Source organism: Pseudomonas sp. BP6 (genome assembly GCF_017875935.1).
In the GTDB taxonomy this organism is placed as follows: domain Bacteria; phylum Pseudomonadota; class Gammaproteobacteria; order Pseudomonadales; family Pseudomonadaceae; genus Aquipseudomonas; species Aquipseudomonas putida_Y.
In genome coordinates, this window is sequence record NZ_JAGINI010000001.1 from 3,324,087 (window position 1) to 3,336,086 (window position 12,000).

At 60.2% G+C, this 12,000-nt stretch carries 9 protein-coding genes and 2 pseudogenes; 9 read left to right on the forward strand and 2 right to left on the reverse strand.

The features are described from left to right. Positions 1-38 precede the first annotated feature (38 nt). Both J3A98_RS15190 and J3A98_RS15195 read right to left on the reverse strand, forming a co-directional pair. Positions 39-506, reverse strand: a pseudogene (locus tag J3A98_RS15190) (S8 family serine peptidase); the annotation flags it as partial. A 132-nt stretch (positions 507-638) separates the two neighbouring features. Beyond that, positions 639-1,814 carry a hypothetical protein gene (locus tag J3A98_RS15195; RefSeq protein WP_209967153.1) on the reverse strand — a complete coding sequence of 392 codons (1,176 nt, stop codon included), beginning with the start codon at positions 1,812-1,814 and terminating at the stop codon, positions 639-641. Between the two features lie 125 nt (positions 1,815-1,939). Between J3A98_RS15195 and J3A98_RS15200 the strand changes: the two genes are divergently transcribed. From J3A98_RS15200 to nuoF, 9 genes and pseudogenes are all read left to right on the forward strand, one after another. Beyond that, positions 1,940-2,704, forward strand: a complete 765-nt coding sequence (locus J3A98_RS15200; protein ID WP_209967155.1) for a secretin N-terminal domain-containing protein — start codon at positions 1,940-1,942, stop codon at positions 2,702-2,704. Between the two features lie 490 nt (positions 2,705-3,194). Beyond that, a complete protein-coding gene (gene aceA, locus J3A98_RS15205; protein ID WP_176682218.1) occupies positions 3,195-4,520 on the forward strand; it encodes an isocitrate lyase in 1,326 nt (441 codons plus the stop codon). A 240-nt stretch (positions 4,521-4,760) separates the two neighbouring features. Continuing rightward, positions 4,761-6,032 (forward strand): delta-60 repeat domain-containing protein, encoded by a 1,272-nt coding sequence (locus J3A98_RS15210; protein ID WP_209967157.1) that lies wholly within the window; start codon positions 4,761-4,763, stop codon positions 6,030-6,032. A 421-nt stretch (positions 6,033-6,453) separates the two neighbouring features. Further along, positions 6,454-6,720 (forward strand): annotated as a pseudogene (locus tag J3A98_RS15215) (lysoplasmalogenase family protein); the annotation flags it as partial. 383 nt (positions 6,721-7,103) lie between these two features. After that, positions 7,104-7,517: an NADH-quinone oxidoreductase subunit A gene (locus tag J3A98_RS15220; protein ID WP_003251427.1), complete on the forward strand. Its 414-nt coding sequence runs from the start codon at positions 7,104-7,106 to the stop codon at positions 7,515-7,517. A gap of 9 nt (positions 7,518-7,526) precedes the next feature. Next, positions 7,527-8,204, forward strand: coding sequence for an NADH-quinone oxidoreductase subunit B (locus J3A98_RS15225; protein ID WP_176682215.1), 678 nt, complete (start codon positions 7,527-7,529; stop codon positions 8,202-8,204). A gap of 79 nt (positions 8,205-8,283) precedes the next feature. After that, positions 8,284-10,065, forward strand: coding sequence for an NADH-quinone oxidoreductase subunit C/D (gene nuoC, locus J3A98_RS15230; protein ID WP_021783221.1), 1,782 nt, complete (start codon positions 8,284-8,286; stop codon positions 10,063-10,065). Between the two features lie 2 nt (positions 10,066-10,067). Further along, entirely contained in the window at positions 10,068-10,565 is a 498-nt protein-coding gene (nuoE, locus tag J3A98_RS15235) for an NADH-quinone oxidoreductase subunit NuoE (RefSeq protein WP_003251433.1), read from the forward strand. Then, the gene (nuoF, locus tag J3A98_RS15240; RefSeq protein ID WP_020192000.1) at positions 10,562-11,923 is read left to right on the forward strand and encodes an NADH-quinone oxidoreductase subunit NuoF; all 1,362 of its coding nucleotides are present in this window, start codon (positions 10,562-10,564) and stop codon (positions 11,921-11,923) included. The genes nuoE and nuoF overlap by 4 nt, the downstream gene beginning before the upstream one ends. Positions 11,924-12,000 lie beyond the last annotated feature (77 nt).

Sequence of the window (12,000 nt, forward strand, 5' to 3'; positions counted from 1 at the left end):
GCGCGATGTTACGGAATTTGTCGGAAAGCGGCCACCGCTCAACGCACACGTTCCAGGCTCTGCACGGCCAGGTCCAGCGCACGCTGCATGTCCAGGCGCGCCGAACGGCCCAGATCCGGGTCGCTCAGGCGGCCGGATCGGCGCCGTCAGGTCTTCGGCATCCATCGCTTCGAAATCCTGTTCGACGCCCAGGGTCAAGGCACTGCGCCGCAACAGCATGCGCACCTGTTCCGGGGTAAGTGCCGGGTTGATCGACAGCATCGTCGCCACAGTGGCAGCCACCAAGGGTGTTGCGTACGACGTGCCGCAATGCGCAGCCTCGGCTGACACTGGGCGTATGCAGGCAGCAGCACTGACATCCACGCGCATGTCGATGTTGGAACTGTGGCGCTTGCGTAGCCGCTCATCGCCAGCCCGGAGCGCACCAGCGAATCGACCTCATCACCCTTCACATTGCGTGCCCCGACCCGGTGAATGCCCCAGCTCCAGTTCAACACCCGCTCACCGCAACGCTGCAGCTGCTTGATGCGCAGCCTGTGCACCAAGACTGCAAAGCCATAACAGCAAGATCAGGACACCGTTCATGCAATCACCCCACGCGCTCCCTGTGAGTGCGACTTACGGGGCACCTCAAAGGTTCACCTGTGGCTGGCAACTGCCTGGTCGCGGGCGAGCCATTCGGCCATGGAAGTATCTTCCAACGCGTACTCGCCACGATTGGCTTTCCATACCAGCTCCTTGTCGCGCAGGGCATCAAGGGCCTTCTGTACGTTTGCCGTGTTGACGTTGGCTACCGCCTGGGCCTGCTCCAGCTTGCGGCTGACCTCTACCAGGGTTTGCTCGGTAAACGGGGAAAACGGCTGCCGGCCCAGCGTGCGCTCGGCCATGACCTCTAGCACTGCCTGCTGCAACGGCGTAAGTTCGTTCCAAGCGCTTTCGTAGTCACTCCACACCCCGGCTTGATGATTCAGCGCCCCATTGCGCAGCAGTTCACCCAGGTTGCCCGCCTCACCCAGGCCGACGCTAACTTCGGCCAACAGTTTGTTGAGCATTTCCGGGCGCCGGCCGACCAGTTCGAACGCGTATGCCAGGTCCTCTACCTTGAACTGGTTACTGTCGGCCAGGCGACGGTTCCACAGGGCGGTGATGAATTCGACATATTCACGCCCCAGCAACGGAAAGGGCGTGATGCTGGCACCAAAGAATGGCTGCTTGCTCTTGAGTACCAGGTTGGCCAGCTTGTCGCGACTAGAGCCCGTGAACACCAGGCGCAAGCCGTCTGGACGGTCGCCACGGTTAAGGTGGTCACGCGCGGCTTTCAGCGCGAACATCGCATTGAGGCCATCTTCACTGTTAAGGGCGTGCTGAGCCTCGTCGATGATCAGCACTACCAGCTGCCCTGACACTTGATGCAACACGGCAAGCGCCTGGGCCAAGGTAGTACCCGCCGGTAGTTGCGGGCGGGTGAAATCCCAGCTCAGGGTGCGCAGCAGGTTGACCTTGTCGATACCGGCCTTTTTCGCAGTCCTGGCCAGCGCACCTTCGAATCTGGCCAGCGCAGTACCGATGGCGCCACTGATGAGCTGCGCAGGGGCGGCGTCGCGATCCGACCACAGGTCGACGTAAACCGGTAGCCAACCGCGCTGTACGCATTCCGGTATGAAGTCGTTGTTGAGGAAGGTGCTCTTGCCCGTACGCCGGGGCGCGGCCAGGAACATGCCCGAGCTGTAATCGACCAACGACTCGCCGGCCAAGTCTTGGGCCAGTGCGTTGGCCAACTGATTACGGCGCAGGAGCGGGCGAACGGGAGACATGCAATTAACCTCAATTATCTTGCCTACTATAATTTATAGCCTACAAGATAAATCAGGATAATACGACCGTCTGCAACCGTGCCGGCGTGATCCGGATCCGGCAAAAAGTCAGCAAATTTGCCATCATGTTGGTTCCACCTGCGGAGATCATGGACATGCCGCTACGCCCCCTTTTCGCCTCCCTGTTGCTGGCCGCCAGCCTCACTGCCCATGCCGCCACCGAGGTGTTGCCACTTCAGCATCGCAGCAGTGCCGAACTGCTGCCCGCCCTGCAGGCATTCATCGGCAAGGACGGCACGGTCAGCGCCTTCGAGAACAAACTGATCGTCAACGCCAGCCCCGAGCGCATCGACGACCTGCGCGCCCTGCTGCAACAGCTGGATACCGCGCCCAAACGCCTGCTGATCAGCGTCGACAACAATGACAGTAACTTCCAGGACAACCGCGGCAACGCACGCGTCATTCACTACGGCACCAGCAACCGCGACGGCGGCATGCAGCAGGTACAAGCCAGCGAAGGGCAACCGGCACTGATCCAGGTGGGCCAGAGCATCCCCATTACCAGCACCAGCACAGACGGCTATGGGCGCATTCAGAGCAACACCGAATACCGCAACGTGACCCAAGGCTTCTACGTAACCCCGAGCCTGAGCGGCGAAACGGTTCGCCTGCAAATAAGCAGCAATAATGACCGCATCAGCCATGAACGTGCAGATGTAGTGAAAGTACAAAGTACCGACACGACAGTCACTGGCAAGCTCGGCGAGTGGATCACCCTGGCGGGGTTCAACCAGCAGAGCCAAGCCGACCGCAGCGCGTCAAGCCATACGTACAGCACCCAACGGGGTGAAAACATGACATTGCGTGTCAAAGTCGACCTTGTCGACTGATCCCAGGCAATTCAAGGCTTCGACCAAGGGCCTTGAAACTGACTGCCAAGTCGCATTAGACCAAAGATGTAGTAAGGACAAAAAAGCACTACAAAACATTTGACAGGGTCTTTTTCCCAAGGGCATGATGGCCTCGCTCCCGCTAATCAGGGGCCCTGGCAAGGGCCTTCGGGGCGCGCTCCTTCCACCCCAGGAGGCGCCTCGTGTCTATACGGCCCACAAGGCGGTTCGACGGGATTGCGACTGCAACGAAGAAGTTGTCCCGAGGGACGGAAGCGCATCACCGCAGTACTGGCAATCGCGTAGCACCGCAGCAAGGCAACCACGAGCCGACCTGCCGGAGCGCACCTTCGCCTGGCCTGCCCAACCTTCCCCTTCGAGCCTTCTCGTTCGCCGCCGCACCCCTGCGAACAGGACAGCCGCCAGGCACCTGATCTGCCCAGAGCATCAGCACAATTAACCCAAGATCGATGCGACGAGGTTTATTTCCATGGCACTGACACGCGAACAGCAAATTGCAGCCCTCGAGAAAGACTGGGCCGAGAACCCGCGCTGGAAAGGCGTGACCCGTACCTACACCGCCGCCGATGTCGTTCGCCTGCGTGGCTCCGTGCAACCTGAGCACACCTTTGCCCGTCAGGGTGCAGAAAAACTGTGGAAGCTGGTCACCGAAGGTGCCCACCCGTCCTTCCGCCCCGACAAAGATTTCGTCAACTGCATGGGCGCCCTGACTGGCGGCCAGGCTGTACAACAGGTCAAGGCCGGCATCCAGGCCATCTACCTGTCCGGCTGGCAGGTTGCCGCCGACAACAACTCGGCCGAGTCCATGTACCCTGACCAGTCGCTGTACCCGGTCGACTCGGTACCGACCGTGGTCAAACGCATCAACAACGCGTTCCGCCGCGCCGACCAGATCCAGTGGAAAGCCGGCAAGAACCCGGGCGACGAAGGCTACATCGACTACTTCGCGCCAATCGTGGCCGACGCCGAAGCCGGTTTCGGCGGCGTACTGAACGCCTACGAGCTGATGAAGAACATGATCGAAGCAGGCGCCGCCGGCGTGCACTTCGAAGACCAACTGGCCTCGGTAAAAAAATGCGGCCACATGGGTGGCAAGGTACTGGTACCCACCCAGGAAGCCGTACAGAAGCTGGTGGCTGCTCGCCTGGCCGCTGACGTATCGGGCGTACCGACCATCATCCTGGCCCGTACCGACGCCAACGCCGCCGACCTGCTGACCAGCGACTGCGACCCGTACGACCAGCCGTTCGTGATTGGCGAGCGCACCCGTGAAGGCTTCTACAAGGTCCGCGCCGGCCTCGACCAGGCAATTGCCCGCGGCCTGGCCTACGCCCCGTACGCCGACCTGATCTGGTGTGAAACCGCCAAGCCGGACCTGGACGAAGCCCGCCGCTTCGCCGAGGCGATCAAGAAGGAGTACCCGGACCAGATCCTGTCCTACAACTGCTCGCCTTCCTTCAACTGGAAGAAAAACCTGGACGACGCCACCATCGCCAAGTTCCAGCGCGAACTGTCGGCCATGGGTTACAAGCATCAGTTCATCACCCTGGCCGGCATCCACAACATGTGGCACGGCATGTTCAACCTGGCGCACGACTACGCCCGCAACGACATGACCGCCTACGTGAAGCTGCAGGAGCAGGAATTCGCTGACGCCAACAAGGGCTACACCTTCGTGGCGCACCAGCAGGAAGTGGGCACTGGCTACTTCGACGACATGACCACTGTGATCCAGGGTGGCGCTTCGTCGGTGACTGCACTGACCGGTTCGACCGAAGAAGAGCAGTTCCACTGATAGTGGGTTGCCTTTGAACAAAGGCCCGGGGCTTGAGAAAGCTCCGGGCTTTTGTTTTGCCAATGCTTGTCGATACAAGCCATAGCGAAATCCATGATCAGGGCCATGCTTTCTCCGCAAAGACCACGGAAAACAGCCAGGGCTAATGGGCTCTTCTCATACAGAGCCTAGTATTATTGCCAGTTTTTCAGTCCCACACCTTCTGAGAGGCTAGCGACTCCCCCAAACAGGAGTCGCATCATGCCAACCATCCTCAACGCTGGCGAGCTGGACCCAGCGTATGCGTCGCAAGGCCGTTTTTCGCACCCAAAGTACGACCATCTCGGCCCGATTGCGATAATCGAATCAACTCAAAAAACACTTATTTCCTCGGCGCCCCGAAACGCGACAGCCCTCAAGCTGCTATGCCTTGAGCCTGACGGTACGCTTGACCCCGAATTCGGTTCGCAAGGTGTCACAACGATCGAATATGAAGGTGCCCTGCGGGTCTTTCTGTCTGAGATCATTACGGATGAAGCTGGGCAAATATTTGTGGTAGGCGACTACAACTACGCCCCGAATTCATATCACCCCATCGTCGTTCGCTTGCACGCCAATGGAAAGCCCGACACCAGTTTTGGCGAGGACGGGAAGCCCTATCGGATTTATCCTTCGGTCAGCTCCACAACCAATGCCTGGCCGACCGATTTGGCATCGCCCACCAAGGACAGCAGTTCGTCTTCCCACGACAACGACGGCGCGGGCATACGGAACGGAGTGCTCTACTTCCGCTCGCGCGACCACGTTGTTGCAATCACGCTGAAAGGGGACCTGGCTACCGACTTCAATGGCACAGGCTACTGGCGCGCTGCGCACGGCAACGACCCAGTACTGCTGGGGGCACTGGCACTGAATGAACATGGTATTTATGCGGCGTACGCGCCCTTACCTACTGAAGACTTCAAGAACCACGTCATCGTGACCCGCCTCGATGAGCACGCCAAGATCGACAGGACATTTGCCGACGGCGGTTATCTGTACCTGCATACGCCAGGCCACACGCTGCTTCCTGTGCTGCTCAAGCAGTCAACCTCCAATCATCACTTCGTGCTGGCGTGCCGCACCGACATCAACACTTACGATGAGGGTACCGCGCTCATGTCGTTTAACAGCGACGGCACGCTGAACAACGGTTTCAATGAAGGGAGGCCCGTCATTGTCGAAAAGACCCCATCGGTAATGGCCTCCGCGTTAGATCTGTCCTTTGACGCAAGATCCGGCAACGCCGAGAAAATTTACCTGACCGTGCTTTATGAAAATGCAGAGTCAGAGGGCCATTTTGTCACTCTGCGCTTCAACAGCGACGGCAAACCTGATCATGATTATGGCGCCAGTGGCTGGGCCTTCGTCGGAGAGCGCGGGATGGCCTCATGGATCCGCTGCCAACGCAATGGTCAACCGCTTGTCGCCTGCAATCTCAAGCTTCCGACAGATACCAAAAACGGCCTCTACGTGGTACGCCTCGGCGCCTGAAACAAAAGCGGGGCCGATCGGCGACAAGGAAGAACAGTTCCACTGCTAGTGGGTTGCTGTAGAACAAAGGCCTGGTGCTTGTGAAAGCACTGGGCCTTTGTTTTTTTGGGGGGCTACCCATTGCCCAATCCCCTGAAATTTCTCGGCTACCTTGCCCGGCCCTTGTCTCACACTAATCAGCTTGACGCTTCAGGTGTTCTGCATCCGAATGCGTCTGGGCGACATGATGCCTGTCGCAAGGTTTGCGGTGCCGCGCGAGCGGCGCTCTCCCGCAGGCGCCGCATACCTGTCGCCAAACCTATGCCCCCCCTACAATCCAAAGGCATGACCAGCAAAACCCAGGATCAGGTCTATGCTTGAGGCAGCGCAGCAGCAAGGACCTCTGCCAAGCGACCTGATGATTCTCGCCCTGGCTGCCGCCGCTCTCTATATATACGCCCCGGCCATCAACACCACGCTCTGGCGCGCCTTGGCCTGCAACGGTTTGGCGGTGCTCGGTGCCGGCCTGCTCGTGAGCTCGGACAGCCTGATCGGCATCGACCGCTTCGTCAGCCCGTTCGCCGCCGCACCGTACCTGATCATCCTCGCCTACTGGCTCGGCCAACGGGCCATCGCTTCATCAGTCGGTCATCGCTCCACCGATAAAGTATTGACCCAGAGCGGTGCGCGCAGTGTCGAGAGCTGCTAGAACAAGCGTTTTTTGCATTTACAAGTAGGGGGAGTCGCCAGATGAACTTTACAAGGCACAGAACAGGCGAATTCAAAGGCAGCAAGGCAAATGATATTAATTATCATTACGCAACTTGCAATTCGTTACCGTCTGCAAGAAACATAATTGACAAAACCGCGCGTAATGCCCGAATTTCAAGGCTCTCAGCCAGTTACGAAGGTTTTTTGTACTTAATCCTACGAATAAATTTGCGACAGAAATTTTACTTGCACCAGGTTTACCCATAAAATCAGCGGGATTGATTCGGCTGCGACATTTGGTCACTGCATGTGCGACGCCAAGTCGCCGCTCTACACTTATTTCAGACTGCAGAGCTGGGTCTCTGTATAAGGATCTCTAGCATGTCCGATTCGGCAGGACTCATCGCCCACAACTGGGGCTTTGCCATCTTCCTCCTGGGTGTCGTCGGCCTGTGCGCCTTCATGCTCGGCCTGTCCAGCCTGCTCGGTAGCAAGGCCTGGGGCCGCGCCAAGAACGAACCCTTCGAATCCGGCATGCTGCCCGTCGGCAGCGCTCGCCTGCGCCTGTCCGCCAAATTCTATCTGGTCGCGATGCTGTTCGTGATCTTCGATATCGAAGCCCTCTTTCTCTTTGCATGGTCTGTGTCCGTCCGCGAAAGCGGCTGGACCGGATTCGTCGAAGCACTCGTTTTCATAGCAATTCTGTTGGCAGGTCTTGTCTACCTATGGCGCGTCGGGGCACTTGATTGGGCTCCCGAAGGTCGCCGCAAGCGGCAAGCGAAGCTGAAACAATGAGGCTTTGGCATGCAATACAATCTCACCAGAATCGATCCGGATGCGCCCAACGAGCAGTACCCGGTCGGTGAACGGGAAACCGTCACCGATCAACTGCTTGAGGACCAGGTCCACAAGAACATCTTCATGGGTAAACTTGAAGATGTGCTGAGTGGTGCGGTCAACTGGGGTCGCAAGAACTCCCTCTGGCCGTACAACTTCGGCCTGTCCTGCTGCTACGTGGAAATGACCACGGCCTTCACGGCACCCCACGACATCGCCCGCTTCGGCGCCGAAGTCATCCGGGCCTCGCCGCGGCAGGCCGACTTCATGGTCATTGCCGGTACCTGTTTCGTGAAAATGGCGCCGATCATCCAGCGCCTGTACGAGCAGATGCTCGAACCGAAATGGGTCATTTCCATGGGTTCGTGCGCCAACTCCGGTGGTATGTACGACATCTACTCGGTCGTTCAGGGGGTCGACAAGTTCCTCCCCGTGGACGTCTATGTGCCTGGCTGCCCGCCACGCCCTGAGGCTTTCCTGCAAGGCTTGATGCTGCTGCAGGAGTCGATCGGCCAAGAACGACGCCCGCTTTCCTGGGTTGTTGGTGATCAAGGTATTTACCGTGCCGAGATGCCAGCCCAGAAAGACCTGCGTCGTGAGCAGCGCATTGCAGTAACCAACCTGCGCAGCCCCGACGAAGTCTGATCCAGCGACCTGCCGCCCGCTCCCGAAGGAGCCGGCGGCCTGGCTTCATTCTTAACGTTGACCCAAAGCGACCGAGACCATGACAGCGGACAACGCTATTTTTATTCCGCCCTACAAGGCTGACGACCAGGATGTGGTCGTCGAACTGAACAACCGTTTTGGCGCCGAAGCATTCGTCGCCCAGGAAACCCGCACCGGTATGCCCGTGTTGTGGGTAAAACGCGCCCAGCTCAAAGAGGTGCTCAGCTTCCTGCGCGGCGTCGCCAAGCCTTACAGCATGCTGTACGACCTGCATGGCGTCGACGAGCGCCTGCGCACCCAGCGCCGTGGCCTGCCAGCCGCCGATTTCAGCGTGTTCTACCACCTGTTGTCGATCGAGCGTAACAGCGACGTGATGATCAAGGTGTCGCTCAGCGAAGGCGACCTGAACCTGCCGACCGTGACGGGCATCTGGCCAAACGCCAACTGGTACGAGCGCGAAGTCTGGGACATGTTCGGCATCGACTTTGCCGGCCACCCGCACCTCAGCCGCATCATGATGCCGCCGACCTGGGAAGGTCACCCGCTGCGCAAGGACTACCCTGCCCGTGCGACCGAGTTCGACCCCTACAGCCTGACCCTGGCCAAGCAGCAGCTTGAAGAGGAGTCGGCACGCTTCAACCCGGAAGCCTGGGGCATGAAGCGTCAGGGTGCCAACGAGGACTACATGTTCCTCAACCTCGGCCCCAACCACCCTTCGGCGCACGGTGCGTTCCGTATCGTCCTGCAGCTGGACGGGGAAGAGATCGTCGACTGCGTACCGGACATCGGCTACCACCACCGTGGCGCCGAGAAAATGGCCGAGCGCCAGTCCTGGCACAGCTTCATCCCCTATACCGACCGTATCGATTACCTCGGCGGGGTGATGAACAACCTGCCGTACGTGCTTGCGGTCGAGAAGCTGGCGGGCATCCAGGTGCCGCAGAAGGTCGACGTGATTCGCATCATGCTGGCCGAGTTCTTCCGCATCACCAGCCACCTGCTGTTCCTGGGCACCTACATCCAGGACGTCGGCGCCATGACACCGGTGTTCTTCACCTTCACCGACCGCCAGCGCGCCTACACCGTGATCGAAGCGATCACCGGTTTCCGCCTGCACCCTGCCTGGTATCGCATCGGTGGCGTCGCTCACGACCTGCCACGCGGCTGGGACAAGCTGGTCAAGGACTTTGTCGAGTGGCTGCCCAAGCGTCTCGACGAATACACCAAGGCCGCCCTGCAAAACAGCATCCTCAAGGGTCGTACCATCGGCGTTGCCGCGTACAACACCAAGGAAGCGCTGGAATGGGGCACCACCGGTGCCGGCCTGCGCGCTACCGGTTGCAACTTCGACCTGCGTAAAGCCCGCCCTTACTCCGGCTACGAGAACTTCGAGTTCGAAGTACCGCTGGCCCACAACGGCGATGCCTACGATCGCTGCATGGTACGTGTCGAGGAGATGCGCCAGAGTATCCGCATCATCGACCAGTGCCTGCGCAACATGCCGGAAGGCCCGTACAAGGCGGATCACCCGCTGACCACGCCGCCGCCGAAAGAGCGCACGCTGCAGCACATCGAGACCCTGATCACGCACTTCCTGCAAGTCTCGTGGGGCCCGGTCATGCCGGCCAACGAGTCGTTCCAGATGATCGAGGCGACCAAGGGCATCAACAGTTACTACCTGACGAGCGATGGCGGCACCATGAGCTACCGCACCCGGATCCGTACCCCGAGCTACCCGCACCTGCAGCAGATCCCTTCGGTGATCAAAGGCAGCATGGTCGCCGACCTCATTGCGTATCTGGGCAGTATCGACTTCGTTATGGCTGACGTGGACCGCTAAGCATGAACAGCACGCTTATCCAGACAGACCGTTTCGCCCTGAGCGAAACCGAGCGCTCGGCCATCGAGCACGAAATGCATCACTACGAGGACCCGCGCGCGGCGTCCATCGAAGCCTTGAAGATCGTCCAGAAGGAGCGTGGCTGGGTGCCGGACGGCGCCATCCACGCCATCGGCGAAGTGCTGGGCATTCCGGCCAGCGACGTCGAGGGTGTCGCCACCTTCTACAGCCAGATCTTCCGCCAACCGGTCGGCCGCCACATCATCCGCGTGTGCGACAGCATGGTCTGCTACATCGGCGGCCATGAGTCGGTGGTCAGCCAGATTCAGAGCGAGCTGGGCATCGGCCTCGGCCAGACCACCGCCGACGGCCGTTTCACCCTGTTGCCTGTGTGCTGCCTGGGCAACTGCGACAAGGCCCCGGCGCTGATGATCGACGACGACACCTTCGGTGACGTGCAGCCGGCTGGCGTTTCCAAACTGCTGGAGGGTTACGTATGACCATTACTTCCTTCGGCCCGGCCAACCGCATCGCGCGCTCGGCCGAAACCCACCCGCTGACCTGGCGCCTGCGTGACGACGGCGAGCCGGTCTGGCTGGCCGAGTACGAATCGAAGAACGGCTACGCCGCAGCCCGCAAGGCGCTGGCACAGATGTCCGCCGACGACATCGTGCAAAGCGTCAAGGACTCCGGCCTCAAGGGCCGTGGCGGTGCAGGCTTCCCCACTGGCGTGAAGTGGGGCCTGATGCCCAAAGACGAATCCATGAACATCCGCTACCTGCTGTGCAACGCGGACGAAATGGAGCCGAACACCTGGAAGGACCGCATGCTGATGGAGCAACAGCCCCATCTGCTGGTCGAGGGCATGCTGATCAGCGCCCGCGCCCTCAAGGCCTACCGCGGCTACATCTTCCTGCGTGGCGAATACACCACCGCAGCGAAGAACCTCAACCGCGCCATCGATGAAGCCAAGGCCGCCGGCCTGCTGGGCAAGAACATCCTGGGCAGCGGTTTCGATTTCGAGCTGTTCGTGCACACCGGTGCCGGCCGCTACATCTGCGGTGAAGAAACCGCGCTGATCAACTCGCTGGAAGGCCGCCGCGCCAACCCGCGCTCCAAGCCGCCCTTCCCTGCCGCCGTTGGCGTGTGGGGCAAGCCGACGTGCGTGAACAACGTCGAAACCCTGTGCAACGTGCCGGCCATCGTCGCCAACGGCAACGACTGGTACAAGTCGCTGGCCCGCGAAGGCAGCGAAGACCATGGCACCAAGCTGATGGGCTTCTCCGGCAAGGTGAAGAACCCAGGCCTGTGGGAACTGCCATTCGGCGTTACCGCGCGCGAATTGTTCGAAGACTACGCCGGCGGCATGCGCGATGGCTTCAAGCTCAAGTGCTGGCAGCCAGGCGGCGCCGGTACCGGCTTCCTGCTGCCCGAGCACCTCGATGCACAAATGTACGCCGGTGGCATCGCCAAGGTCGGCACCCGTATGGGTACTGGCCTGGCCATGGCGGTCGACGACAGCATCAACATGGTGTCACTGCTGCGCAACATGGAAGAGTTCTTCGCCCGCGAATCGTGTGGCTGGTGCACCCCATGCCGTGACGGCCTGCCGTGGAGCGTGAAGATGCTGCGTGCACTGGAAAGAGGCCAGGGCCGCGCCGAAGACATCGAGACCCTGCTGGGGCTGGTCAACTTCCTTGGCCCAGGCCGCACCTTCTGTGCTCACGCACCAGGTGCCGTCGAGCCGCTGGGCAGTGCCATCAAATACTTCCGCTCGGAGTTCGAGGCCGGTGTGGCGCCAGAAAGCGCTGCAACCCTGCGCCCCGACCTGGCGAAGCCGATCGTGGTCGGCGCATAACAAGATGATTAGGCGGGTGGTCCGTGCCACTCGCCAGCTTGCCGGCAGGCCCGAGCAATCGAGGCGTGTCGCAAGCT

Coding starts and splice junctions, on each gene's coding strand:
- J3A98_RS15225 (WP_176682215.1), top strand. CDS start 7,527: ATGCAATACAATCTCACCAGAATCGATCCGGATGCGCCCAACGAGCAG.
- nuoF (WP_020192000.1), top strand. CDS start 10,562: ATGACCATTACTTCCTTCGGCCCGGCCAACCGCATCGCGCGCTCGGCC.
- aceA (WP_176682218.1), top strand. CDS start 3,195: ATGGCACTGACACGCGAACAGCAAATTGCAGCCCTCGAGAAAGACTGG.
- J3A98_RS15200 (WP_209967155.1), top strand. CDS start 1,940: ATGTTGGTTCCACCTGCGGAGATCATGGACATGCCGCTACGCCCCCTT.
- nuoC (WP_021783221.1), top strand. CDS start 8,284: ATGACAGCGGACAACGCTATTTTTATTCCGCCCTACAAGGCTGACGAC.
- J3A98_RS15195 (WP_209967153.1), bottom strand. CDS start 1,814: ATGTCTCCCGTTCGCCCGCTCCTGCGCCGTAATCAGTTGGCCAACGCA.
- J3A98_RS15210 (WP_209967157.1), top strand. CDS start 4,761: ATGCCAACCATCCTCAACGCTGGCGAGCTGGACCCAGCGTATGCGTCG.
- J3A98_RS15220 (WP_003251427.1), top strand. CDS start 7,104: ATGTCCGATTCGGCAGGACTCATCGCCCACAACTGGGGCTTTGCCATC.
- nuoE (WP_003251433.1), top strand. CDS start 10,068: ATGAACAGCACGCTTATCCAGACAGACCGTTTCGCCCTGAGCGAAACC.